Source organism: Streptomyces krungchingensis (assembly GCF_054729265.1).
Window position 1 is genome coordinate 2,520,413 of record NZ_JBPUKY010000001.1, and the last position, 24,856, is coordinate 2,545,268.

A 24,856-nucleotide genomic window follows, 5' to 3' on the forward strand; every position below is an offset into this window, starting at 1 on the left:
TCACGCCTCCTTCGTGTCGACGGGGGCGGACGCGCGACGGGTGCGGCGCAGCGGCGGCTGGGCGCCCAGTCGCTTCGGGTCGAGACCGGACCAGCTGTGGCCGCTCGCGAAGAACTTCCTGCGGGCGAGGATCGTCATCAGCGGCTTGGTGAAGAAGAAGACGACGACCACGTCGAGCAGGGTGGTCAGGCCGAGGGTGAACGCGAAGCCCTGGACCTTGCCGACCGTGACGATGAAGAGCACCGCGGCGGCGAGGAACGACACGAAGTCGGAGACCAGGATGGTGCGCCGCGCGCGCGGCCAGGCGCGCTCGACGGCGGGCCGCAGGGAGCGGCCCTCGCGGATCTCGTCACGGATGCGTTCGAAGAACACGATGAACGAGTCCGCCGTGATACCGATCGCGACGATCGCACCGCAGACGGCCGGCAGGTTCAGCGCGAAGCCGATGGTCGGGCCGAGCAGCGACATGATCACGTAGGTGAGGACCGCCGACACCAGCAGGGACGCGATCGCGATGAGCGACAGGCCCCGGTAGTAGACCACCAGGTAGATGACGACCAGGCCGAGACCGATCGCACCGGCGATCAGACCGGCGTGCAGCTGCTCACCGCCGAGCGCGGCGGTCACGGTGGTGACGCTCGCCTCCTTGAAGGTGAGCGGCAGGGCGCCGTACTTCAGCATGTTGGCCAGGTCCTGGGCCTCGGTCTGGCTGAAGCTTCCGGAGATCTCCGCGTTGCCGCCGGTCAGCGCCTGGTTGACGTACGGGTCGGAGACGACCTCACCGTCGAGGACGATGGCGAACTGGTTCTGCGGGGACTGGTTCTGGGCGAGCTTGCCGGTGATGCTGGCGAACTTCTTGGAGCCACCGGACGTGAAGTCCATGGTGACCTTCCAGCCCGCGGCGCTCTGCGTGTCGTAGACCGCGGCGGCCTTCTTGATGTCCGTGCCAGACACCTCGGCCGGGCCGAGGATGTACTTCTGCCACTGGCCCGACGAGTTCTGGCCGCAGGCCACGGTGGGGTCGGACGGCTTGACGCCGTCACCGGCCGTGGCGCGGACCGCCTTGTCGGTGCAGTCGAGGGCGGCGTACTGGGCCTGGAGCTTGGCCGTGGCCGGGTCCACGCTGCTGCTCGCGGACGGCGAGGCGCTGGAGGAGGGCGACGTGCTCGCGGAGCCGCTCGCGGACGGCGTGGTGTCGGCCTTCAGGGCGTCGCTGACCGCGCGGCCCTGGGAGGTGGCGCTGGCCGACGGCGTCGCGGAGCTCGACGACGTCGCCTTGTCCGTCGCCTTGTCGGTGGCCTTGTTCGACGAGCTGGTGCTCGGCGACGGACTGGCCGACGCGCCGGGTCCGGAGACCTCGGTGGTCAGGACCGGACGGAAGTAGAGCTTTGCGGTGGTGCCGACCTGCTCCCGGGCCTGCTTGGAATTCGTGCCCTTGGGAATGTTGACGATGATGTTCCTGTCGCCCTGCGTCTGGACCTCCGCCTCGGACACGCCGAGACCGTTGACACGGCGGTTCATGATGTCGACCGCTGTGTCCATGTTGGTCTTGTTGATCGCGTTGGGCTGACCGGGCTCGTTCTTCGCCTCGAGCGTGATGCTGGTGCCGCCGGCGAGGTCGATGCCGAGACGCGGGGTGGGGTGCCCGGAGAGGAACATCCCCCCGGTGAGCGCCGCGATGGCGATCAGGATGAGGGCCAGCGAGCGCCCCGGCCTGCTCTGGGCGCTCGCGCTCCGGCCCTTCTTCGGTGCTGCCACCTTCTCGTACTCCCTCTCGGGCCACCGTGCGCCGGGTCAGCGCGCGGGCGGCCATGACATGGTGTCGGGACTCCGTGCGAGAACAGCACGTCCCGGATGCGCGGGGCGCGAGCGGGTCGCGCCGCGCCTCCGGGGCGTGACTACTTCGCTTCGGCCTCGCCGTCGGTCTTCTTCGGCTCCGCCGCGCCGGCGTCGTCGGCCTTCGCCTCGGCGGGCTTGTCGGCCGGCTCGTCCGCCGCGTCCTTCTTGCCGAGGTCGAGCGGCTTGTCGTCGGAGGCGTCGGAAGAGGCGTCGGCGGCGGGCTCGTCGGTCTCGGTGAGGGAGGAGGCATCGTCCGGGACGACGGTTCCGTCGGCCTTCAGGTCGTGCTCGATGCCGTGGACGATGCGGTTGTACTCGTCGTCCGTGAGGACGGCGCCGATCGCGTTCTTCGCGAAGAGCAGGTCGACCCCCGGGGCGGCGTCAAGGAGGACCGTGTCCTCGTTGACCTCCTTGACGGTTGCGTACAAGCCACCAATCGTGCGGACGCCGGAGCCGGGCTGCATGTCGTTGCGCATCTGCGCAGCCTGCTGCTGCTTCTTCTTGGCCGACCGGGTCATCAGGAACATGGCCCCGATGAGCACGATGAACGGGAGGAGGGTCACGAGACTCACGGGTCGGAACTTCCTTCTACGACCGCAATGGGGGGCGGCCTCAATGGTTGGGGGTATGTATGCCGTCGACAAGGGCGGCATCGGCGGAGTCTAAGCGAGTCCGCACTCAGTGAACAACGCTCAGCATGGCACCGGGGTTCCTGCCCCGACACATCCCCGCGCCGTCACGCCCCGAACAAGTCCTGTTGTCCGTTTCCACCGGTGGCCTGGCGGGGCGGGGTGAGGCCGAGATGCGCCCATGCCGCCGGTGTGGCCACCCGGCCACGGGGCGTACGGGCGAGCAGTCCTTCCCGGACGAGGAAGGGTTCGGCCACCTCTTCCACGGTCTCACGCTCCTCCCCCACCGCGACGGCGAGCGTCGACAGGCCCACCGGGCCGCCGCCGAAGAGCTTGAGCAGTGCCTCGAGGACACCGCGGTCCAGGCGGTCCAGGCCGCGGGCGTCCACCTCGTACACCTGGAGGGCCGCCGCGGCGATCTCCCTGGTGATCACACCGTCCGCCTTGACCTGGGCGTAGTCGCGCACGCGGCGCAGCAGGCGGTTGGCGATGCGGGGCGTGCCCCGGGAACGTCCGGCGATCTCCGCGGCGCCGTCCGGGCCGATCTCGAGGTCGAGGAGGCTCGCGGAACGGTGGATGACCCGCTCCAGCTCGGTGGGCTCGTAGAACTCCATGTGGGCGGTGAAGCCGAAGCGGTCGCGCAGCGGGGGCGGCAGCAGGCCCGCGCGCGTGGTGGCGCCGACCAGGGTGAACGGCGGCAGTTCCAGCGGGATGGCCGTGGCGCCGGGGCCCTTGCCGACGATGACGTCGACCCGGAAGTCCTCCATCGCCATGTAGAGCATCTCTTCGGCGGGCCTGGACATGCGGTGGATCTCGTCGAGGAAGAGCACCTCGCCCTCCTGGAGGGAGGAGAGGATCGCGGCGAGGTCACCGGCGTGCTGGATGGCGGGGCCGCTGGTGATGCGGATCGGGGCGCCCATCTCGGCCGCGATGATCATCGACAGGGTGGTCTTGCCGAGTCCCGGGGCTCCCGACAGGAGCACGTGGTCGGCGGTGGCGCCACGCGCGCGTGCGGCCCGCAGGACCAGGTCGAGCTGCTCGCGGACCTTCTCCTGGCCGATGAACTCGTCCAGGTCCTTCGGGCGCAGCGCGGCCTCGACCGCCTGGTCCTCGCGGTCGGCGGACGCACCGACGAGCCGCTCCGCGGCGGTCGCGTCGGTCGTGTCGTCCCAGTTCATGTGAAGTGCCTCGGGGTGTGGTGGGGGTGCCGGCGGTTCAGCGGGCGCGGTTCAGGGTCTGCAGGGCGGCCTTGAGGAGCTGTCCCACCTGCGGGGCGCCTTCGGCGGCCTCGGCCTGCGGGGCGACGGCGCTGACGGCCTCGTCGGCCTCCCGGGTCGCGTACCCGAGACCGATGAGCGCGGCGTGCAGCTGGTCGCGCCACCCGGCGGTCACCGCCGTCCCGATGGCGGGGCCGCCCGTGCCGAGCGGCTCACCGAGCCGGTCCTTCAGCTCCAGGAGGAGCTTCTGGGCGCCCTTCTTCCCGATGCCGGGGACGGCGGTGAGCGCCTTCTCGTCCCCGGTGGACACCGCGCGGCGCAGGGCGTCGGGGCTGTGCACGGCGAGCATCGCCTGGGCCAGCCGGGGGCCAACGCCGCTGGCGGTCTGCAGCAGCTCGAAGGTCTGCCGCTCGTCGTCGTCCGCGAAGCCGTAGAGCGTGAGCGAGTCCTCGCGGACGACGAGGGAGGTGGCAAGCTTGGCCTGCCGGCCGGTCCGCAGCGTCGAGAGGGTGTTGGGCGTGCACTGGACGGCGATGCCGATACCGCCGACTTCGACCACCGCGGAGTCGGGGGCGAGGGCGGCCACCGGGCCGCTGACGAAGGCGATCATGCGGTACGGCCTTTCGATGCGTGGGGCTGTGCGTGGGGCTGCTGGTGCTCGGCGGCGGCCTGCTGGAGCCGGTTGCGTGCGGCGGCCTGCTGGAGCCTGTTCTCGGTGACCGCCTGCTGGAGCCTGTTCTGGGCGGGGGCGCGCCAGATGTGGCAGATGGCGAGGGCGAGGGCGTCGGCCGCGTCGGCGGGCCTGGGGGGTGCGTCGAGCCGGAGCAGGCGCGTGACCATGGCACCGACCTGGGCCTTGTCCGCCCGACCGTTGCCGGTGACGGCGGCCTTGACCTCGCTCGGGGTGTGCAGGGCGACGGGGATCCCCCGGCGGGACGCGCACAGCATGGCGACCGCGCTGGCCTGGGCGGTGCCCATCACCGTGCGTACGTTGTGCTGGCTGAACACGCGCTCCACGGCGACGAATTCGGGCTCGTGCTCGTCGAGCCACTGCTCGATGCCCTGCTCGATCGCGACGAGGCGCAGCCCCAGTTCGGCGTCGGCCGGGGTGCGCACGACGCCGACGCCGCGCAGGGTCAGGGGCCGTCCCGCGACTCCTTCGACCACTCCCACACCGCACCGGGTCAATCCGGGGTCGACACCCAGTACCCGCACGCAGCCCCCTCCTTCGGTCCGACCCGGCAATCGCCGGGCTCTGCCCCCAGTTCGTGCAGGTTATCGGGTGCCGCTGACAAAGCGACGGGCCGACGGGGTGTGTTCCCGTCGGCCCGTGGCCCAGCCCGTGCGATCAGGCGTCGACCTTCTCCATGACGTCGTCGCTCACGTCGAAGTTGGCGAAGACGTTCTGCACGTCGTCGCTGTCCTCCAGGGCGTCGATCAGCTTGAAGATCTTCCGGGCGCCCTCCTCGTCCAGCTCGATCTGCATGGTCGGGACGAAGTTGGCGTCGGCGGAGTCGTAGTCGATGCCGGCCTCCTGGAGCGCGGTGCGCACCGCGACCAGGTCGGTGGCCTCGGAGATGACCTCGAAGGACTCACCGAGGTCGTTGACCTCCTCGGCGCCCGCGTCGAGCACGGCACCCAGGACGTCGTCCTCGGTCAGCTCGCCCTTGGGGACGATCACGACGCCCTTGCGGTTGAACAGGTACGAGACGGAGCCCGGGTCGGCCATCGAGCCGCCGTTGCGGGTCATCGCGACGCGGACGTCCGAGGCGGCACGGTTGCGGTTGTCCGTGAGGCACTCGATGAGCACGGCGACGCCGTTCGGGCCGTAGCCCTCGTACATGATCGTCTCGTAGTCGGCGCCACCGGCTTCGAGACCGCCGCCGCGCTTGATCGCGGAGTCGATGTTCTTGTTCGGGACCGACGACTTCTTCGCCTTCTGCACGGCGTCGTACAGCGTCGGATTTCCGTCGAGATCCACGCCGCCCATGCGCGCCGCGACCTCGATGTTCTTGATCAGCTTCGCGAAGAGCTTGCCGCGCTTGGCGTCGATCACGGCCTTCTTGTGCTTCGTCGTGGCCCATTTAGAGTGGCCGGACATCTGCCTGTCTCCTTCGCGTAACCCATCCCGTACGAACTCCCCCAGACCTTGAGGCTCTGGGGGGACCCCCAGATCCTACAAGGACTCCGGTGTCCGGTTCGCGCGCACCATGTCGACGAACAGCCCGTGCACGCGGTGGTCGCCGGTCAGTTCCGGGTGGAACGACGTGGCGAGCGCGTTGCCCTGGCGTACGGCGACGATGTGGCCGCCGTGCTCGGCGAGCACCTCGGCCTCGGCGCCCACGGACTCGACCCAGGGGGCGCGGATGAAGACGCCCTCTACAGGATCGCCCTCGACACCGCGGACGTCGACCGCCGCCTCGAAGGACTCGTTCTGGCGCCCGAAGGCGTTGCGGCGCACGATCATGTCGATGCCGCCGAAGGTCTCCTGACCGGACCGCGGGTCGAGGATCTTGTCGGCGAGCATGATCATGCCGGCGCAGGTGCCGTAGACGGGCAGGCCGTCTCGCACGCGCGCGCGGAGGGGCTCCATCACTCCGAAGAGGACGGCCAGTTTGGAGATCGTGGTGGACTCGCCGCCGGGGATGACGAGGCCGTCCACCTCCGCGATCTCTTCGGGGCGCCGCACCGGCCTGGCCACGGCGTCGGCCGCGGCCAGGGCGATGAGGTGCTCCCGTACGTCGCCCTGGAGAGCCAGGACGCCTATAACAGGAGTGTTCATGAGGTGATTACCAGCCGCGGTTGGCGTAGCGCTCGGTCTCGGGGAGGGTGTCGCAGTTGATGCCGACCATGGCCTCGCCCAGGTTGCGGGACGCGTCCGCGATGATCTTCGGGTCGTCGTAGAAGGTGGTGGCCTTCACGATGGCGGCGGCACGCTTGGCCGGGTCGCCCGACTTGAAGATGCCGGAGCCGACGAAGACGCCCTCGGCTCCGAGCTGACGCATCAGAGCGGCGTCGGCCGGGGTGGCGACACCGCCGGCGGAGAACAGGACCACGGGGAGCTTGCCGAGCTCGGCGACCTCCTTGACGAGCTCGTACGGGGCGCGCAGCTCCTTGGCGGCGGCGTACAGCTCGTTGTTGTCGAAGCCGCGCAGCTTGGCGATCTCGTTCTTGATCTGGCGCAGGTGGCGGACGGCCTCGACGACGTTGCCGGTGCCGGCCTCGCCCTTGGAACGGATCATGGCGGCACCCTCGGCGATACGGCGCAGGGCCTCACCGAGGTTGGTGGCGCCGCAGACGAAGGGGGTGGTGAACGCCCACTTGTCGGAGTGGTTGACCTCGTCGGCCGGGGTGAGGACCTCGGACTCGTCGATGTAGTCGACGCCGAGGGACTGGAGCACCTGGGCCTCGACGAAGTGGCCGATGCGCGACTTGGCCATGACCGGGATCGAGACGGCGTCGATGATGCCCTCGATCATGTCCGGGTCGGACATGCGGGCCACTCCGCCGTCCTTGCGGATGTCGGCGGGGACCCGCTCCAGGGCCATGACGGCGACGGCGCCCGCGTCCTCGGCGATCTTCGCCTGCTCCGGCGTGACGACGTCCATGATCACGCCGCCCTTGAGCTGCTCGGCCATGCCGCGCTTCACGCGGGCGGTGCCGGTCTCGGGGGTCTGGGCGGGGTTGGAGAGCGTGCTGGACACGGGTTGACCTCACTCGGTGAAAGAGGGTTTGTGCTGCACCGAGGAAACGTGAGGCGACCAGGCCACTGCAAGGGCCAATGGAGAGGCGGTGGATTTTTTTCGCCCATGCCACGGGGTGGCCGGACCGTCGCGATGCGTCAGGGTCAGGCCGCCTGGCGCTCCGCCAGTGCCGCCGGGGGCTCGTCGTCCATCTCGAAGGCCATCGGGAACGGCGCGTGGCCCGCGAGGCGGAACCAGCGCACCTTGCGATGACGGCGCAGGGCCCTCGCGGCGCGTACGGCGTCGTTGTGGAACCGCCGGGCCATCGGCACCCGGCGCACCGCCTGCGCGAGCTCGTGGGCGGCCTCCTCGCCGCCGGGCGCCTCGCGTACCGCGTCGACCTGCTGCGCCTCCCCGAACACGGCGCGCAGGGCCTGGCTCAGCTCGCTCTCGGCCACCTCGCGCTGGTCCTCCTCGGCCTGCCGGGCCGCGTGGGCCGCCTCGTACAGCACGATGGAGGCGGCCGGATCGAGCACCCCGGACGTGGCCAGTTCCTGTGCCACGGAGGCGCGGCGCAGCAGCTGCGCGTCGAGGGCCGCGCGGGCGGCGTCGATGCGGGCGTGCAGCCGGTCGAGCCGGCCGGCGGTCCAGCTCAGGTACAGGCCGATCGCGACGAGGCCGACGACGATCCAGATCAGGGTTGCGGTCACGGGCGGCAAGGCTACCGCTGCGCGGTGACGGCTCCCCACGGTCCCGGATCACGGGACAGGCGCGGCAGGCTCACCGCTCCCGTCCGGCACGCTCACCGGGCTCCCTGCGGCAGGCGCCCTCGTCGCTCCCGTCCCGGACGCTCACCGGACCCGGCCGGCGCGGGTCAGTCCCGGGCGAGTCCGAAGCGCGCCCGGAGCCCCGTGCGTTCGTCGGCGGCCACCGCCGCCGCCCCGTCCGTCACGGTCTCGTACACGGACAGGATGTCCGCGCCGACCGTCGACCAGTCGAAGCGCCGTACGTGGCTGCTCCCCCGCTCGCGCAGTTCGGCGCGGCGGGCGGGGTCGCCCAGGAGCCGGACCGCGGCGGCGGCCAGCGCGTCCGCGTCCTCGTTGGCGAACAGTTCGCCCGCGGCGCCCTGGTCGAGGACCTGGGCGAACGCGTCGAGGTCCGACGCGAGTACCGGTGCCCCCGCCGACATCGCCTCGACCAGGATGATCCCGAAGCTCTCGCCACCGGTGTTGGGCGCGACGTACACGTCGACACTGCGCAGGAAGCGGGCCTTGTCCTCGTCGCTGACCATGCCGAGGAACTCGACGCGCGAGCGCATCTCGGCGGGCAGGGACTCCACGGCCTCCTCCTCGTCGCCGCGTCCGGCGACCAGCAACCGGGTCTGCGGACGCTCGGCGAGGATCTTCGGGAGGGCCTTCATGAGGACGGGCAGGCCCTTGCGGGGCTCGTCGATGCGGCCGATGAAGCCGAGGGTGTCGCCCTGCCACTCGGGCTTGGGCTTGGCCCGTGCGAAGAAGTCGACGTCGACGCCGTTCGGGATGACGACGGCGTCGCCGCCCAGGTGCTCGACGAGGGTGCGTCGCGCGTACTCGCTCACCGCGATCCGCGCGCTGATCTTCTCCAGTGCCGCCTGGAGGATGGAGTACGCGGCGACCATCGCCCTGGAGCGCGGGTTCGAGGTGTGGAAGGTCGCGACGATGGGGCCCTGCGCGGCCCAGCACGCCAGCAGACCCAGTGACGGGGAGGCCGGCTCATGGATGTGGATCACGTCGAAGGTGCCGTCGTGCAGCCAGCGCCGTACCCGGGCCGCCGAGAGGAAGCCGAAGTTCAGACGGGCCACCGAGCCGTTGTAGGGCACCGGGACCGCCCGGCCGGCCGAGACGACGTAGGGCGGCAGGGGCGTCTCGTCGTCCGCCGGGGCGAGGACGGAGACCTCGTGCCCGAGACCGATGAGGTGCTCGGCGAGGTCGCGGATGTGGAACTGGACGCCGCCCGGGACGTCCCAGGAGTAGGGGCAGACGATGCCGATCCTCACGGGGTCACCTCCCCGGGATCCCGGCCGGCGCCGTCGCTCCGGATCGCCGCGGGGTCCTTGGCGGGATCCAGGTCCTTCAGCCACAGCCGTTGCAGCATGTGCCAGTCCTCCGGGTGGTCGGCGATCCCCGAGGCGAAGGCATCGGCCAGCGCCTGTGTCATGACAGACGTCTTTTCGGCGCGGGTGCCTGTCTCGGGAACCTCGACGGGGGGATGCACACGGCCCTTCATCACCGGCGAGTCGTCGTACCAGAGTGTCACGGGCAGGAGCAGGGCGCCGGTCTGCTGGGCGAGCAGCGCCGGTCCCGCGGGCATCCGGGTGGCCTCGCCGAAGAACTGCACCTCGACGCCGGACGAGGACAGGTCGCGCTCGGCGACCAGGCAGATCAGCCCGCCGTCGCGGAGCCGCCGGGCCAGCGTGCCGAAGGCGCTGCCGCCGCTGTGCGGCAGGACCTCCATGCCGAGGCCCTCGCGGTAGGCGACGAAGCGGTCGTACAGCGATTCCGGCTTGAGGCGCTCGGCGACCGTCGTGAAGGGCGTACGGAGCTTCGTGGTGACCCACGCGCCGGCGAGGTCCCAGTTGCCCATGTGCGGGAGGGCGAGGATCACGCCCTTGTCGGAGGCGAGCGCGTCGGTGAGGTGGTGCACGTCCTTCGGGTCGAAACCCGTCTTCACCCGCTCCTCGCTCCAGGCGGGCAGCCGGAAGGACTCCATCCAGTAGCGCAGGTAGGAGCGCATGCCGGCCTTGGACAGCTCGGCCAGCCGCTCGGGCGTCGCGTCGGGCACCACGCGCGCGTAGTTGCTCTCCAGACGCTGTATGCCCTTGCCGCGGCGCTTCCAGGCGATGTCGGCGATCGTGCGGCCGAGCCGCTCGGCGACCGGCTCGGGGAGCTTCTTGACCGTGCTCCAGCCGAGTGCGTAGGCGCCGTCGACCAGCCTGTCCTGGAACCTGGTCACGAGGTGGCCTCGCTGTTGTGGGCCGCGGCCTCGGCGTCCGCCTCGGCGGACTCCCGGCGCACCGTGACGACGCGCTGGATCAGCGTGACGAGGCTGCCGACGGCGACGATCCACAGCGCGACGGGCAGGAGCACCTGGATACCGGGCACGCCGAACTTGTGCAGGCCCGCGAAACCGGCCGCGACCAGCGAGATCACGAGCCGCTCGGCCCGCTCGACCAGGCCGTTGACCGCCACCGGCAGGCCGATCGACTCGCCGCGCGCCTTGGTGTACGAGACCACCTGGCCGCTGGCCAGACAGAAGATCGAGACGGCGCACAGGATGTTGTCGTCGCCGTTGCCCGCGTACCAGAGGGCGAAGCCGCCGAAGATCGCGCCGTCGGCCACCCGGTCGAGCGTCGAGTCCAGGAAGGCGCCCCAGCGGCTGGAGCGGCCGAGCTGGCGCGCCATATTGCCGTCGACGAGGTCGGAGAACACGAAGAGCGTGATGACGACCGTGCCCCAGAAGAACTCTCCGCGGGGGTAGAAGACCAGCGCGCCCGCCATGACTCCTGCCGTGCCCAGGAGGGTCACCGTGTCGGGGCTTACCCCCCGGCGGATGAGAAACGCGGCGAACGGTGTGAGGACACGCGTGAAGAATGCACGCGCGTACTTGTTCAGCATGGCCTTCCCGAGGGTCGGTGTCGCCGCGCGGCCCCTGCTGGCCGCCGGCTGGCCCATCGTAGCCACGCGTGCGCGTGTGCGACGGTCGGGCACCCGCACGCCCCGTGTCATGACGGGATGCCGTCGACGGCACGGCGGGATCACGTCCGCTGTATGGACGCACCGTGACACGAGTGCAAAGCTCGAAGGACCGCGGGCGTCATCGGAGCCGCCACCGCACGCGGATCCGTAACGCCCGCGCCCACAGAGACCTCACCGTGCACGGGAGGCAAGGCCATGGGCGACAAGGCGAATGCACACCCCGGAGCCGCCGGCAGGGCTACGGCGGCCGACCACCCCGCGTCCGTACGGAATGTGGTGCTGGTCGGCCACTGCGGATCGGGCAAGACGACTCTGGTGGAAGCTCTCGCGCTGACCGCGGGAGCAGTGAACCGGGCGGGCCGCGTCGAGGACGGCGGCACCGTCTCGGACTACGACGAGATCGAGCACCGGCAGCAACGCTCGGTGCAGCTCTCGCTGGTCCCCGTCGAATGGGGCGGGTACAAGATCAACATTCTGGACACCCCCGGATACGCCGACTTCGTCGGGGAGCTGCGGGCCGGTCTGCGAGCCGCGGACGCGGCCCTTTTCGTCGTCTCGGCCTCGGACGGCGTGGACGGCTCGACCCGCATGGTGTGGGAGGAGTGCGCGGCCGTGGGGATGCCACGGGCCATCGTGGTCACCCACCTCGAATCGGCGCGGGCGGACTTCGAGGAGATGACACGGATCTGCGCGGAGGCCTTCGGCGCGGACGACCCCGACGCCGTCCTGCCGCTGTACCTGCCGCTGCGCGGCGCGGAGGCACCGGACGGGCACGCGCCCGTGACGGGACTGATCGGGCTGCTGTCCCAGCGGCTGTTCGACTACGCGTCCGGGGAGCGCAAGGAGGCGGAGCCGGGTCCCGAGCAGCTGCCGCTGATCGAGGAGGCCCGCAACCGGCTGATCGAGGGGATCATCGCCGAGAGCGAGGACGAGACCCTCATGGACCGCTATCTCGGCGGAGAGGAGATCGACCTCAAGACCCTGGTGGAGGACCTGGAGCGGGCCGTGGCCCGCGGGACCTTCTTCCCGGTGCTGGCCGCGGCTCCGGCCGCCGAAGGCGCCCGCCAGGGACTCGGCACGGTCGAACTGCTCGAACTCGTCACGGGCGGCTTCCCGACCCCGCTGGAACGCGCGGCGCCCGTCGTGACGACACCGGACGGCGCGGCACGCGAGGTGTCGGCCTGCGACCCGACCGGGCCGCTGGTCGCCGAGGTCGTGAAGACCGCGTCCGATCCGTACGTGGGCCGGGTCTCCCTGGTCCGTGTCTTCTCGGGCACGCTGCGACCCGACGAGACGGTGCACGTCTCCGGGCACGGGCTGTCCGACCGCGGTCACGAGGACCACGACGTCGACGAACGCATCGGCGCCCTGTCCACGCCGTTCGGAAAGCAGCAGCGCGTCCTGTCGCACTGCATCGCGGGTGATCTCGCGTGCGTGGCGAAACTGAACCGCGCGGAGACCGGGGACACCCTCTCCGCCAAGGACGATCCGCTGCTCATGGAGCCGTGGCAGATGCCCGACCCGCTGCTGCCGCTCGCCATCCAGGCGCACAGCAAGGCCGACGAGGACAAGCTGTCGCAGGGGCTCGCCAGGCTGGTCGCCGAGGACCCCACGATGCGCCTGGAGCAGAACCAGAACACGCATCAGGTCGTCCTGTGGTGCCTGGGCGAGGCCCACGCGGACGTCGCCCTGGAGCGGCTGCGCAGCCGGTACGGCGTCCAGGTCGACGTCGTCCCGCACAAGGTGTCGCTGCGGGAGACGTTCGCGGGCAGGTCCGGCGGGCGCGGGCGCCATGTGAAGCAGTCCGGCGGGCACGGCCAGTACGCGATCTGCGAGATCGAGGTCGAGCCGCTGCCGAACGGCTCGGGCATCGAGTTCGTGGACAAGGTCGTCGGCGGCGCCGTGCCGCGGCAGTTCATCCCGTCCGTCGAGAAGGGCGTGCGGGCCCAGGCCGCCAAGGGTGTGGCCGCCGGCTATCCGCTCATCGACGTGCGGGTCACGCTGCTCGACGGCAAGGCGCACTCCGTGGACTCCTCCGACGCCGCGTTCCAGACCGCGGGCGCGCTGGCCCTGCGCGAGGCCGCGGCCGACGCCAAGATCCACCTGCTGGAACCGGTGGCCGAGGTGACCGTCCTGGTCGGCGACGACTACGTGGGGCCCGTCATGAGCGATCTGTCGGGCCGCCGCGGCCGGGTCGTGGGCACCGAGCAGGCGGGCGGTGGGCGCACCCTCGTACGGGCCGAGGTCCCGGAGATCGAGATCGGGCGGTACGCCGTCGATCTGCGCTCCCTGTCGCACGGCACCGCGCGCTTCAACCGCAGCTACGCGCGGCACGAGCCGATGCCGCCTCAGGTCGCCGAGAGGATCCGCGAACAGGCCCGCGACACCTGAGGGTTCGCCGGGTCACACGTCGGCGGACGGCTTCGGCCGTCCGCCGACGAATGTCGGTCGGGGCCGTTACTCTGAGAACCTGATCAAGGCAATGACCTGATCAACAGGTGTGCGAGGGGCGGAAGTCGGGAAAAGCCGCAGCAGCGGACGGCGGCGATGGGGGCGGAAGTGGCATTCGACGGTTTCGATTTCACTCCCGGGGCGCAAGTGCCGCTCACGGGCTCCGCGGGCCAGACGGCGGCGACCTTCGCCCTGGCCTCCGCGGCCTACCGGGACAATGGCATCGAGGAGATCCTCAAGGCCGACAACGAATGGCACAAGTCCACCGTCAAGACGGGCAAGGTCAAGCTGTTCGCGCCGAATCTGGGCGAGGCCTTCGCCCGGGCCGTGGTGGACCGGATGCTGGGCGCCGGCCGCAAGCCCCTCATCCAGTCCTTCGGCACCGAGCCGCAGGTCGTGGTGGAGCACTGCCTGGCGGCGAACAACATCCGCCGCGAGCGGGACAACTGGCTGGCGGCCGTGATGGTGCTGTGCGGGCTGCTCTTCCTGCCCGGACTCGTCGTCTGGCTGCTCGTCTTCCAGATCCGCACCCAGATAGCCAAGCGCGAGGACAAGCGTGCCTCCGCCCTCGGCACCACCCTCCTCGTCGCCGTCGGCGCCCTCGCGGTGCTCTTCCTGCTCCGTATGCCCTTCTCCGGCTTCTGGGCCTGGTACGCGCGCGCTTCGGTGGTCCTGCCGGTCGTCGGCTGGCTGTGGGCCCGGCAGATCTGCGAGCGCACGGCCAAGGACCTGCGCGACCGCTGGGACGGGCTGCTGTCCGGCGGCGGCATCGGCGCGAAGATCCCCGAGGCGGTGCCCGGCAGCCCCGGTGAGACCGCGGCGGAGCGGCTGCGCCAGTCCCTCGCCCGGCTCAGCGCCGAGCAGCAGTCCAACTCGGTCTTCTACGCGGGCCCCAAGGGGATACTCGGCATGGGCACCCGGTGGGGCAGCTGGCAGCTCGCCGAGGAGCTGGTGCCGCGCGAGGCGGACAAGGAGATCCACCCGTTCCGCAGCTGGGACGTCATCCGCTCCATCCACGACCAGCTGCGCATGCTGGAGCGCGGTCCGCTCAACACCGGTGGTTTTCCCGCCCCTTCGATCAAGCACTGGATCGTCACGCCGATCGGCGAGAACGCGAAGGCGGTGTCCCGGCCGGCCGGCACGGACGTGGACGCGTACACGATCAAGACCCACGCGATACAGGACATCTGCAACAAGCAGCAGTTCGGCAGCGGTGACCGGCACTACCTCGGGGTCCAGTGGACGCTCTGGGACGGCCAGTTGATCATCACGATGCTGATCACGGTGACCGTGCTGCACGAGACCCTGCGCATCGAGGTCACCGGGCATGCGTTGGGTCCGGTGAACCCGCTGTTCACCACCAAGCCGGAGGCGCCCACGAAGGAGGTCGCCAAGGCGGTGAAGTTCTGGGAGACCCGCAAGGTGAGCCTGCCGCTGGTCACCACGGACGAGGTCGTGCGGCTCGCGGCGCGGGCCCCCTTCACCTGGTACCCGCCCTTCCTGAACTGGCTCGGCGGCACCGTGGCGCTGCCCGAGCCGTTCGGCCTGCGGCACGCCTGGGCCGACCAGCCGTGGCGGCACCGGTTCATGGCGGACGACGCCCTGCGTGCCGCGACGCCCGTGCTGCGCGTGGTGCACGCGGCGGCGATCAAGGTCCTCGACGAGAACGGCGTCGACACGGAGAAGTTCGGCAACCGCTCGGCGTTCCTCAGCACGGCGGTCCAGGACCCGATGCCGCGGAAGGCGGACGTGTACGACGCGTAGCCGCGGACCGGCGGGAGGGCGGTGCGCCGCTCTCCCCCGGACGGCCCCTGCTCCGGAGCCCGGCGGGCCCGGCGGCGCACCGGTGCCGAGCGGGGGCACGGCGGGGCGTGGCGACGGGCCGGCCCTTGCCGGAGCCGGGCGGCCCGTGCGACGTCAGGCGGTCGGCCAGGCGTCCGCCAGCATCTTGCGGGTGTCGGCGAGCAGCTGCGGCAGCACCTTGGTGTGCCCCACCACCGGCATGAAGTTCGTGTCGCCGCCCCACCGGGGCACGATGTGCTGGTGGAGGTGGGCGGCGATACCGGCGCCCGCGACGGTGCCCTGGTTCATGCCGATGTTGAAGCCGTGGGCGCCCGAGGCGGTGCGCAGGGCGGTCATGGCCTGCTTGGTCAGCTCACCGAGCTCGACGGTCTCCGGGCCGGTCAGGTCCGTGTAGTCCGCGACGTGACGGTAGGGCACCACCATGAGGTGGCCGCCGTTGTACGGGTAGAGATTGAGCACGGCGTAGACCTGCTCGCCGCGCTTCACGATCAGCCCGTCCTCGTCGGACTTGGCCGGAATCGAGCAGAACGGACAGCCGTCGTCGGCCCCCGGGCCGGTGGGCTTGTTCTCGCCCTGGATGTAGGCCATCCGGTGGGGTGTCCACAGGCGCTGGAACGCGTCCTGCGTTCCCACTCCGATCTGCTGCTCCGGCTCACTCGTCATGATGTGCAGCATATGGCTTCGCCCGTTCGCGGCGTGTCGGCGGGGCGGCACGAGGGCGCTCGGCGGCCAAGCTGGGCCGGTGGACGATGACAGCCCCGAGGCCCGCTGGGCGGAACGCACCGAGGTCGCCCTCTTCACGGCGTCGCTTCTGTTCATGGCCACGTACGCGACGCGCGTTCTGGCGACCGGCCTCCCGCCCGGCTGGCGGGACCTGTGCGGTCTGGTGCTGCTGGTTCTCTGGTTGCTGTTCGCCGCGGACTACGTGGTGCGCTGGCGGCTCAGCGGACAGCACTGGTGGCGGTTCGTCCTCACCCACGTGGTGACCACGGTCTCGGTCGTCCTGCCCCTGCTGCGCCCCCTGCGGATGGTGCCCCTGTACGAGGTCCTCCAGAAGAAGCGCGGCGAGCCCCGGCTGACGCTGCACGCGCGCGTGATCTCCTACGCGGGTCTGTCCACCCTGCTGCTCGGGTTCTCCGGCTCCCTCGCGGTCTACCAGCAGGAGCGGGGGGCGCCCGGCTCGACCATGCGGACCTTCGGCGACGCCGTGTGGTGGGCCTGCTCGACCCTGAGCACGGTCGGCTACGGCGACATCACCCCCGTGACCCCGCTCGGCAGGACGATCGCGGTCGGGATGATGGCCGGCGGGCTGGCCCTGCTGGGCGCGGTGACGGGGTCGTTCTCGTCCTGGCTGCTGCAGACCTTCACCCGGGAGGGCGACGAGAAGCCGCCGGGACGCTGAGCGTCCCGGCGGCGTGCGCGTCCGCAGCGTCCCGGGTCAGACCTGGGCCCGCTCCTCGACGATCTTCGCGATCTTGGCGATCGCCTCGTCGACCGGGATGCCGTTCTCCTGCGAGCCGTCGCGGTAGCGGAAGGACACCGCGCCGTTGGCCATGTCCTCGTCGCCCGCGATGACCATGAAGGGCACCTTCTGCTTCTGGGCGTTGCGGATCTTCTTCTGCATGCGGTCCGAGGAGGAGTCCACCTCGACGCGCAGGCCCCGCTTCTTCGCCTCGGCGGCGAAGGTGTGCAGGTAGTCCACGTGGGCGTCGCCGATCGGGATGCCGACCGCCTGGACGGGGGCGAGCCAGGCCGGGAAGGCGCCCGCGTAGTGCTCCAGGAGCACGGCGAAGAAGCGCTCGATGGAGCCGAACAGGGCGCGGTGGATCATGACCGGGCGCTGCTTGGAGCCGTCGGGGCCGGTGTACTCCAGGTCGAAGCGCTCCGGCAGGTTGAAGTCGAGCTGCACCGTCGACATCTGCCAGGTGCGGCCGATGGCGTCCTTGGCCTGTACGGAGATCTTCGGGCCGTAGAACGCGGCGCCGCCCGGGTCCGGGACCAGCGGGAGGCCCTGCTTCTCGGCGACCTGCCGCAGCGTCTCGGTGGCCTCCTCCCAGACCTCGTCGGAGCCGACGAACTTCTCCGGGTCCTTGGTGGACAGCTCCAGGTAGAAGTCGGTCAGACCGTAGTCGCGCAGCAGGTTCAGGACGAAGGTGAGCGTCTTGTCGAGCTCCTCCGCCATCTGCTCCTTGGTGCAGTAGATGTGCGCGTCGTCCTGGGTGAAGCCGCGGGCGCGGGTCAGGCCGTGCACGACGCCGGACTTCTCGTACCGGTACACGGTGCCGAACTCGAACAGGCGCAGCGGCAGCTCACGGTAGGAACGCCCGCGCGCGTCGAAGATCAGGTTGTGCATCGGGCAGTTCATGGGCTTGAGGTAGTAGTCCACGCCCTCGTCGAGCTGCATGGGCGGGTACATGCCGTCGGCGTACCAGTCCAGGTGGCCCGAGGTCTCGAAGAGCTTCCCCTTCGTCGCGTGCGGGGTGTAGACGAACTCGTAGCCCTCCTCCTCGTGGCGGCGCCGCGAGTAGTCCTCCATGACCCGGCGGATGATGCCGCCCTTGGGGTGGAAGACGGCGAGGCCGGAGCCGATCTGGTCCGGGACGGAGAAGAGGTCCAGCTCGTTGCCCAGCTTGCGGTGGTCGCGCTTCTCGGCCTCGGCGAGGAAGTCGAGGTGCGCCTTCAGCTCGTCCTTCGAGGGCCAGGCGGTGCCGTAGATGCGCTGGAGCATGGGGTTCTTCTCGCTGCCGCGCCAGTACGCGGCGGCGTTGCGCATCAGCTTGAACGCCGGGATGTTGCGGGTGGTGGGCAGGTGGGGACCGCGGCAGAGGTCCTTCCAGCACAGGTCACCGGTCTTGGCGTCCAGGTTGTCGTAGATGGTGAGCTCGCCCGCGCCCACCTCGACGTCGGCGCCGTCGTCCGAGGACGCGGAGCCCTTGATGCCGATGAGCTCCAGCTTGTACGGCTCGTCGGCGAGCTCCTCGCGGGCGGCCTCGTCGGTGACGACGCGGCGCGAGAAGCGCTGGCCGCGCTTCTGGATCTCCTGCATCTTCTTCTCGACGGCCTTGAGGTCCTCGGGCGTGAAGGGGCGCTCCACGTCGAAGTCGTAGTAGAAGCCGTCCTTGACCGGCGGGCCGATGCCGAGCTTGGCCTCGGGGAAGAGCTCCTGCACGGCCTGGGCCATGACGTGCGCGGTGGAGTGGCGCAGGATGTTCAGGCCGTCCTCGGAGGAGATCTCGACGGGCTCGACCTCCTCGCCGTCCCGCACCTGGTACGCGAGGTCCTTCAGCTCGCCGCCCACGCGGGCCGCGACGATGGTGCGCTCACCTGCGAAGAGGTCGGCGGCCGTAGTGCCCGTCGTCACCACGCGCTCTTCCCGCTCGGAATCGCGTTGGATGATCACACGGACGTCTGACACCGGACTCTCCTGCCTGAAGGGGACGTGCGCGTCGTCGGTCGCGCACGCAGTACAGGCGATCGTACCGAGCCGGGGGTGCCCTCCGCGAAACGGTTCCGGTCGGTGCCGCCGGGAAAGTGCCGCGCCGGCCGTGCCCCGCCGTGACACCGGCCGGGGTCCTCGCTCCCCCGCGCCCCGTCAGTCCGCGCTGCACGCCTCCTCGAAGAAGTCGAGGTTCTCCTGGAGCGACTTCATCAGCCGGTCCCGTTCGGCCTCGTCGACCTGCACGGGCACGACCCCGGAGGCATCGGTGAGCCTGCGGAAGCCGCCGCGGCTCTCCAACCGTCCGTGCACCCGCACCGGCAGCCCGACCAGATGGGCGTGGCCCGCTATCCGGTAGGCCTCCTCGTCCAGTGTCATACGGACGTGCGGTACCTCGGCGCCGGCGAGGACGCGCAGCCGCACGGTGCCCTGCCCGCGCGGTCCGGAGCGGCGCATCCGCACCACCGCACCGGTGAGGCGCACCGGGACGGACGGCTCCTCGCGCAGGTAGCGCGCGCCGGCCGCGCGCAGCACGGACAGGTCGCCGGGCGAGAACTCGACGGGTTCGGCGGGGGCCGCACCGCCCTCGGGGACGCCCGCGGAGGGTGCCCACTCGACGGCGATCCTGGCGCCCTCGGTGCCCCGGACGAGGGCGACCAGGGCCTCCATGAGCTCGTGGCTGACGCCTGCCTCGACGGCGGCGTCGAAGGCGTCCATGCCTCCGGTGGCCCGCTGGTAGTCGATGGCCTCGCGGGCGGCGTACAGCGCCTGGTGCAGTCGTACGGCGAGCGGCCGGCCCGTGGTGACGGGCACGAAGGCGGTGAGCCGGCGTCCGCCCGGTTCGGCACCGACCAGGACGTTCTCCAGCGAGGCCGCGGCGGACCTGCGGTGGCGGGCGCCGTAGTAGCCCGCACGCGCGCGGGTGGCCAGCGCGCCGGCCAGGAGCATCTGCCGGGCCGCGGCGCGCAGCTGTTCCTCGACGGTCCACGGGGCCGCGCCCACGGGACCGGTCGGCACGTCGCGCCACCAGCGGATCTCGTCACTGGGGACGGCGAGCGCGACCAGCACGTCGCGGGCGGACGGGGAGCCGCTGCGGGAGAGCGCGACCAGGGCTTCGCCGAGCAGGTCGTCGCTGTCGGGGAAGGCCCGGCTCTCCGGCACCAGCAGGCTGGTGCCGCCGCCACCGGGCCCGGGTGGGGTCCACCGGCCGTACCGTCCCGCGGCTCCGCCGCGCCGCTGCCAGCCGTGCCGGTGCAGCAGCGCGCTGAGGACCGCAGGGTCGACCTGGTCGGGGGTCGGCGGGTCGTTCCAGAGGGCGTCGACGGGATGCGGCCTGACCGGTCGCAGCGACTCGTCGAGGGGGCGGTGGGTCATGGTCTGCCTCCCGTCCCGACCCGGGTCATGATCTCGCAGAGCGCCCGGTCGTCGAAGATGCGGGCCGTCGGTATGCGGACGGTGGTCCTGCGGCGGCCGGTGACGGCGTGCCCGGCGAGGTTGATCCAGTAGCAGCAGTGGCGCAGGTCGAGGCGGTCGTGGCTGGCGCGCAGCCAGTCGTCCTGGGAGCGCGGCACGAGCATCACGACCAGGATCTTGTGCACCGAGACCGGGGTGCGGGCGAGCTTCGCCAGGTGCTCGTTGTCGAGGGTGAAGGAGAAGGCGGGCCCGGGCGGGTTCGGCGGGATCTGGTACGTGCACTTGAGCTGCACCTTGATGGTGACTTCGTCGTCGACCGTGTGCCCGGGGGCGCTGTGGCTGACGTGCCAGTCGATGCCGTTGTCCGGGAAGGGCTGGGACAGCGAGCAGCCCGCCGCCGCGGCGACCGCGTGCAGATAGCCGACCTGCAACGTCTCCATGCAGGCGGTGGTGGCGAGTGAGCCGCGATGGGGTGCCGTCCGCTGGGGCAGCAGCCCGCCCCGTTCGGGCTGGGCGAGTGCCATGAGTCCAACAGCCTTCCAGACCAAGAGATTCCCCGTGACGGGCCGCTGAACTGCAAAGACCCGTACCTCTGTTGTCTCCTTCCGGCGTACGCCGCAAACAGCCCGGGTATCACCAAACGGGCAGAAGACGGTGCGTCAGCTGCCGTGGGTGAACGAGGAGTTGTGTACGTATGACGTGCTGGTACGAGGGCCCTTTGGCCGCGTTCGACACGGAGACCACGGGCGTGGACGTCGAGACCGACCGGATCGTGTCGGCCGCCGTCGTGGTCCAGGACGCCCCGGGTTCCCGTCCGCGGGTGTCCCGGTGGCTGGTGAATCCGGGGGTGCCGGTGCCCGCGGGGGCGACGGAGGTGCACGGTCTCACCGACGAGTATCTGCAGCACAACGGCCGCTGGCCGTCGCCGGTGATGGAGGAGATAGCCCGGGAGCTGGGCGAACACGCGGCGGCCGGGCGGCCGCTCGTGGTGATGAACGCTCCGTTCGATCTGACGCTCCTGGACCGGGAGTTGCGTCGCCACCGGGCCTCGTCGCTGGACCGGTGGTTCGCGTCGACGCCGCTGACGGTGCTCGACCCCCGGGTGCTGGACAAACATCTGGACCGCTACCGCAAGGGCCGCCGCACCCTCGCCGATCTGTGCGCGCACTACGGCGTGGCGCTGGAGGGCGCGCACGACGCGGCGGCCGACGCGCAGGCCTCGCTGGATGTCGTACGCGCGGTGGGGCGCCGTTTCGCGGCGCGTCTGGAACGGCTCTCGCCGGCCGAACTGCACACGCTCCAGGCGGTGTGGCACGCGGCACAGGCCCGCGGGCTCCAGGCGTGGTTCGCGCGCAGCGGCTCGGAGGAGGCGGTGGACCCGGCGTGGCCGCTGCGTCCGGAGCTGCCCGCGGCGGCGTGAGGACGGCCCGGACGGCGAGGCGCGGTCGACGGGGAGTACGGAAGACAAGCAGCACAGATGGTCCGGGAATACGGAAAGGCCGGTCCGTCTGTGACGGACCGGCCTTCTCCCGGTGGGCGATACTGGGTTCGAACCAGTGACCTCTTCGGTGTGAACGAAGCGCTCTCCCACTGAGCTAATCGCCCGGGAACGGACTGAACAATACAGGTCCCGGCGGGTGTGGTTCAAACCGCTTGGAGACAAGCCGTCAGTCCCCGGCGTCCGGCGCGCATCATCAGGGCGTGGTTGGCCCGGAACAGCGGCCGTCCGGGCACCGCGAGCCGGCGCAGCAGCGGCTTGCGCACGTCGACCTCCTGGTCGTACCGGGCGCGCGTGCCGGTGCCGTGCGCGGTGAGCGTCCAGCGTGCCCAGCCCTCCATGTCGCCGGACAGCGCGATCTCCAGGACGCCGCCCGCCGGATCACGGCGCACCTCGCGCGCGGTGAAGGTCATGCCGTACGGGAGGAGCGAGCGGACCCGGATGACGCCGCTGCGGTCGTCGATGCGGGTGACCTCGCGCACCTGGGGCCACCAGTGCGGGTAGTTCTCGGCGTGCTCCAGCACCACGTAGACGGCGGCGGGGGGTGCGGGCAGCTCCCACTCGCTGCGGAAGCGGTAGTGGCTCCAGTCCATGTGGGGAGTGTGCCCGATCGTGGATATGAGTACGTCGTGAGTACGCGCACTCATGCCGCGAAGGGTGACCGGGACCACACTCCCAGGCATGACCTCGATCCCGCCCCCGGCGGAGGAGCTGCGGCTCCTGGACGCCGAGCTGCGGCAACTCGACGCGCGCCGGGCTCTGTTGCTGACGCGTCGTGCCTGGCTGATCAGCGCCCTCCGGACGGCTCCGGCGCCGTCCGGCCCGCCGTCGGCCGCGGCTCCCGGACCGTTCGCCGCCCCCGCGCACCGGCCGGAGGCCACGGCCCCCGGCGTACAGAACGTGCTCCTGCTGCTCGGCGGCATCCTGCTGACCGTGGCCGCCGTCGCGTTCACGGTCGTCAGCTGGGGACATATGGGGATCGCGGGCCGGGCGCTGGTGCTCGCCGCGCTGACGCTGACCGCGCTCGGCGCACCGCTGCCCCTGCTCCGGCGCGGGCTGCGCTCGACGGCCGAGTCGGTGGCGGGCCTCGGTCTCGCGCTGACGGTGCTGGACGCCTACGCGCTGTACGAGGTCGCCGTCCCGGACGCCGACGGACTCGGGTACGCCGCCGTCACCTCGGCGGCGCTGGCCGCGGTGTGGGCCGCGTACGGCCTGGCCGTGGGCACGCTTCATCTGCCGGCGGGACCCTCGGCGGTCACCACCCCGGGCGAGAAGCCCGGGGGCGCCGGCGAGGGACCGGTCGGCACCCGGGTCCGTCTCCCGCTGCGGCTGCCCCTGCCGGCGGCGCTGGCCACCGCCCAGTTGCCGCTGCTGCTGTGGGTGGCGGCGGCCGACGGGGGCGCGCACGCCGTCACCGCCGCACTGCTGGCGACCGCCGCGTTCGACACGGCTGTCGCGCTCCTCGTCCCCGTGAAGCCGGTCCGTGCCGTCGCCGCCGTCGGCGCGTACGGACTGGGCGGGTGGGGCGCCTTTGCCGCCGGCTGGCTGTCCTGGACGGCCTCCGGCCCGAGCGCCGCCGCCCGTGCGGCGGCGCTCCTCCTCCTCGCCGCGTCGATCGCACTCGTGGCGGCGTGGCGCACCCCGAAGCCGGGCGTCGCGGCCGGCGGCGCGCTGACGGGAGGTCTGCTCACGGTCGCCGCGGTCGGCGGCGTACTGCGTGTCTCGCTGCCGGCGGACTGGACCGTGGTGGCCCATCTCGTGTGTGCCGTCGCCCTGTTGGGCGCGGTGCGCACGCCCCTCGCCGAGCCGATGAAGCGGGGCCTCGCGTGGGCCTCGGGTGCGGTGCAGGCCGTCGCGGTGGTGTGGGCACTGCCTCCGGTCGGCCTCGCCCTGCTGGGCCCGGTCGACTGGGCCGCCCGGATCTGGTCCGGTGCCCCGGCGACCGCCCGGGAAGCGGTCACGGCGGACGTCCCGTGGCCCGCGCACGCGATCACGGCGCCCCTCGTGCCGGCGCTGGTGGCCCTCGTCCTGGTGATGGCGGTCCGCGGGGCGGACTGGCGTCCGCAGGCCCTGGCCGCCGCGACGGCGCTGGTCTGGGCCGCGGTCCTCGTCGTCCCGGCCTCGCTCGAACTCCCCTACGCGGCAGGGCTGTCGGTGCACGGCCTGACGGCGGTGGCGGCCCTGGCCCTGGCCACCCGTGCGCGGCCCGTGGTGACGCCGCTCGTGCTCGCCGTCCTCACGTCCGCGAGCCTCGCGTTCCTCTCCCTCGCCGCCGAGGGCGCGACCCTCACGGTCCTCGGGGGGCTGGTCCTGTTGTTCGCGGCCGCCGCCCTGCGGCCGGGCCTCGGTCCGGTCGCCGCACCGGTCTCGCTCGGGTACGCGACCGCCCTGGCCTGCGCCGCGGGCGCTTCCCTGGACCTTCCCGCGCATCGGATCGCGCTGCTGGTGCTCGTGGTGCCGGTGGCCGCCGCCGTGTCGGCGGCGCGTACGGACGACGCGGCGACGACCGTGTCGTGCGAGGTGGCGGGGGCCGCCGCCGGGCTGCTCGCCATCGGGCTCGCGGTGACCGATCCGCCGGTGCTGGCCCTGGTCCTGGCCCTGTGCGGGGTGATCGCCGCGGGCACGGCCGTACGGGAGGACCGGCGCCCGGTGGGGTACGCGGCCGCGGCGCTGTTCGTGCTCGCCGCCTGGGTCCGCCTGGCGTCCTGGGACGTCGGCTCTCCGGAGGCGTACACGGTCGTCGTGAGTGTTCCGGCGCTGGTCGTCGGTGTGGTCCGGCGTCGCCGGGACGGGGCGGTCTCGTCGTGGACGGCGTACGGGCCGGGTCTGACCGCGACGCTGGTGCCGAGTCTCTTCGCGGCATGGGGCGACACGCACTGGCTCCGCCCGCTGCTTCTGGGCACCGCGGCCCTGCTGGTCACCCTGGTGGGTGCCCGGCACCGTCTCCAGGCGCCGCTCGTGGTGGGCGGCGCGGTCCTGGCGCTGGACGCGCTGCACGAACTCGCCCCGTATCTGGTGCAGGTGGTCGGCGCGCTCCCCCGTTGGGCGCCTCCCGCACTCGCCGGTCTGCTGCTGCTCGCGCTGGGTGCCACGTACGAGCAGCGGATCCGCGACGCGCGGCGAGTGCGGGAGGTGCTGGGGAAGATGCGCTGA

Annotated in this window: 22 protein-coding genes and 1 tRNA gene; 5 read left to right on the forward strand and 18 right to left on the reverse strand. The window is 71.6% G+C overall.

Annotated elements, in window-relative coordinates; all coding sequences use genetic code 11:
* From secD to pgsA, 12 genes are all read right to left on the reverse strand, one after another.
* Entirely contained in the window at nt 1-1,758 is a 1,758-nt protein-coding gene (gene secD / locus ACSYGO_RS11245) for a protein translocase subunit SecD (RefSeq protein ID WP_432175948.1), read from the reverse strand.
* 140 nt (nt 1,759-1,898) lie between these two features.
* A complete protein-coding gene (yajC, locus tag ACSYGO_RS11250) occupies nt 1,899-2,411 on the reverse strand; it encodes a preprotein translocase subunit YajC (RefSeq protein WP_460386602.1) in 513 nt (170 codons plus the stop codon).
* Between the two features lie 164 nt (nt 2,412-2,575).
* On the reverse strand, nt 2,576-3,646 hold the full coding sequence (gene ruvB, locus ACSYGO_RS11255) for a Holliday junction branch migration DNA helicase RuvB (RefSeq protein ID WP_426681663.1): 1,071 nt from the start codon (nt 3,644-3,646) through the stop codon (nt 2,576-2,578).
* A gap of 37 nt (nt 3,647-3,683) precedes the next feature.
* Entirely contained in the window at nt 3,684-4,295 is a 612-nt protein-coding gene (ruvA, locus tag ACSYGO_RS11260) for a Holliday junction branch migration protein RuvA (protein ID WP_426681662.1), read from the reverse strand.
* Nucleotides 4,292-4,900, reverse strand: coding sequence for a crossover junction endodeoxyribonuclease RuvC (gene ruvC / locus ACSYGO_RS11265; protein ID WP_435224953.1), 609 nt, complete (start codon nt 4,898-4,900; stop codon nt 4,292-4,294). The genes ruvA and ruvC overlap by 4 nt, the downstream gene beginning before the upstream one ends.
* Nucleotides 4,901-5,033: 133 nt before the next feature.
* Entirely contained in the window at nt 5,034-5,786 is a 753-nt protein-coding gene (locus ACSYGO_RS11270; RefSeq protein WP_426681660.1) for a YebC/PmpR family DNA-binding transcriptional regulator, read from the reverse strand.
* Between the two features lie 75 nt (nt 5,787-5,861).
* The gene (gene pdxT / locus ACSYGO_RS11275; RefSeq protein WP_426681659.1) at nt 5,862-6,467 is read right to left on the reverse strand and encodes a pyridoxal 5'-phosphate synthase glutaminase subunit PdxT; all 606 of its coding nucleotides are present in this window, start codon (nt 6,465-6,467) and stop codon (nt 5,862-5,864) included.
* 7 nt (nt 6,468-6,474) lie between these two features.
* Complete coding sequence (gene pdxS / locus ACSYGO_RS11280; protein ID WP_028801490.1) at nt 6,475-7,389, reverse strand: pyridoxal 5'-phosphate synthase lyase subunit PdxS; 915 nt, start codon at nt 7,387-7,389, stop codon at nt 6,475-6,477.
* A 143-nt stretch (nt 7,390-7,532) separates the two neighbouring features.
* Nucleotides 7,533-8,078, reverse strand: coding sequence for a LemA family protein (locus tag ACSYGO_RS11285; protein WP_426681658.1), 546 nt, complete (start codon nt 8,076-8,078; stop codon nt 7,533-7,535).
* Nucleotides 8,079-8,242: 164 nt separating this feature from the next.
* Nucleotides 8,243-9,403: a glycosyltransferase family 4 protein gene (locus tag ACSYGO_RS11290; protein ID WP_426681657.1), complete on the reverse strand. Its 1,161-nt coding sequence runs from the start codon at nt 9,401-9,403 to the stop codon at nt 8,243-8,245.
* Nucleotides 9,400-10,359, reverse strand: coding sequence for a phosphatidylinositol mannoside acyltransferase (locus ACSYGO_RS11295; protein WP_432189217.1), 960 nt, complete (start codon nt 10,357-10,359; stop codon nt 9,400-9,402). The genes ACSYGO_RS11290 and ACSYGO_RS11295 overlap by 4 nt, the downstream gene beginning before the upstream one ends.
* Nucleotides 10,356-11,078: a phosphatidylinositol phosphate synthase gene (gene pgsA / locus ACSYGO_RS11300; protein WP_095933061.1), complete on the reverse strand. Its 723-nt coding sequence runs from the start codon at nt 11,076-11,078 to the stop codon at nt 10,356-10,358. Before pgsA ends, ACSYGO_RS11295 begins: the two co-directional genes overlap by 4 nt.
* A 219-nt stretch (nt 11,079-11,297) precedes the next feature.
* Between pgsA and ACSYGO_RS11305 the strand changes: the two genes are divergently transcribed.
* A complete protein-coding gene (locus tag ACSYGO_RS11305) occupies nt 11,298-13,493 on the forward strand; it encodes an elongation factor G-like protein EF-G2 (RefSeq protein ID WP_426681655.1) in 2,196 nt (731 codons plus the stop codon).
* A gap of 156 nt (nt 13,494-13,649) precedes the next feature.
* Nucleotides 13,650-15,317 (forward strand): hypothetical protein, encoded by a 1,668-nt coding sequence (locus ACSYGO_RS11310; RefSeq protein ID WP_426681654.1) that lies wholly within the window; start codon nt 13,650-13,652, stop codon nt 15,315-15,317.
* Between the two features lie 153 nt (nt 15,318-15,470).
* Here the strand turns inward: ACSYGO_RS11310 and ACSYGO_RS11315 are convergent, their stop codons facing one another.
* Nucleotides 15,471-16,031: an HIT family protein gene (locus ACSYGO_RS11315; RefSeq protein ID WP_426681653.1), complete on the reverse strand. Its 561-nt coding sequence runs from the start codon at nt 16,029-16,031 to the stop codon at nt 15,471-15,473.
* A gap of 67 nt (nt 16,032-16,098) precedes the next feature.
* Between ACSYGO_RS11315 and ACSYGO_RS11320 the strand changes: the two genes are divergently transcribed.
* On the forward strand, nt 16,099-16,758 hold the full coding sequence (locus tag ACSYGO_RS11320) for a potassium channel family protein (protein WP_460386605.1): 660 nt from the start codon (nt 16,099-16,101) through the stop codon (nt 16,756-16,758).
* A 36-nt stretch (nt 16,759-16,794) separates the two neighbouring features.
* On the opposite strand, the gene thrS is transcribed toward ACSYGO_RS11320, so the two are convergent.
* From thrS to ACSYGO_RS11335, 3 genes are all read right to left on the reverse strand, one after another.
* Nucleotides 16,795-18,771 carry a threonine--tRNA ligase gene (gene thrS / locus ACSYGO_RS11325; protein WP_426681651.1) on the reverse strand — a complete coding sequence of 659 codons (1,977 nt, stop codon included), beginning with the start codon at nt 18,769-18,771 and terminating at the stop codon, nt 16,795-16,797.
* 177 nt (nt 18,772-18,948) lie between these two features.
* Nucleotides 18,949-20,166 carry a hypothetical protein gene (locus ACSYGO_RS11330; protein ID WP_426681650.1) on the reverse strand — a complete coding sequence of 406 codons (1,218 nt, stop codon included), beginning with the start codon at nt 20,164-20,166 and terminating at the stop codon, nt 18,949-18,951.
* Complete coding sequence (locus ACSYGO_RS11335; protein WP_028801501.1) at nt 20,163-20,729, reverse strand: DUF4365 domain-containing protein; 567 nt, start codon at nt 20,727-20,729, stop codon at nt 20,163-20,165. The genes ACSYGO_RS11330 and ACSYGO_RS11335 overlap by 4 nt, the downstream gene beginning before the upstream one ends.
* Nucleotides 20,730-20,899: 170 nt before the next feature.
* On the opposite strand from ACSYGO_RS11335, the gene ACSYGO_RS11340 reads away from it, so the two are divergent.
* Nucleotides 20,900-21,625 (forward strand): exonuclease domain-containing protein, encoded by a 726-nt coding sequence (locus ACSYGO_RS11340; RefSeq protein WP_460386606.1) that lies wholly within the window; start codon nt 20,900-20,902, stop codon nt 21,623-21,625.
* Nucleotides 21,626-21,738: 113 nt separating this feature from the next.
* Here the strand turns inward: ACSYGO_RS11340 and ACSYGO_RS11345 are convergent.
* Nucleotides 21,739-21,810, reverse strand: a tRNA-Val gene (locus ACSYGO_RS11345).
* Between the two features lie 39 nt (nt 21,811-21,849).
* Nucleotides 21,850-22,296, reverse strand: coding sequence for an SRPBCC family protein (locus tag ACSYGO_RS11350; protein WP_095933069.1), 447 nt, complete (start codon nt 22,294-22,296; stop codon nt 21,850-21,852).
* Nucleotides 22,297-22,348: 52 nt separating this feature from the next.
* Between ACSYGO_RS11350 and ACSYGO_RS11355 the strand changes: the two genes are divergently transcribed.
* Complete coding sequence (locus ACSYGO_RS11355) at nt 22,349-24,856, forward strand: SCO7613 C-terminal domain-containing membrane protein (protein ID WP_460386607.1); 2,508 nt, start codon at nt 22,349-22,351, stop codon at nt 24,854-24,856.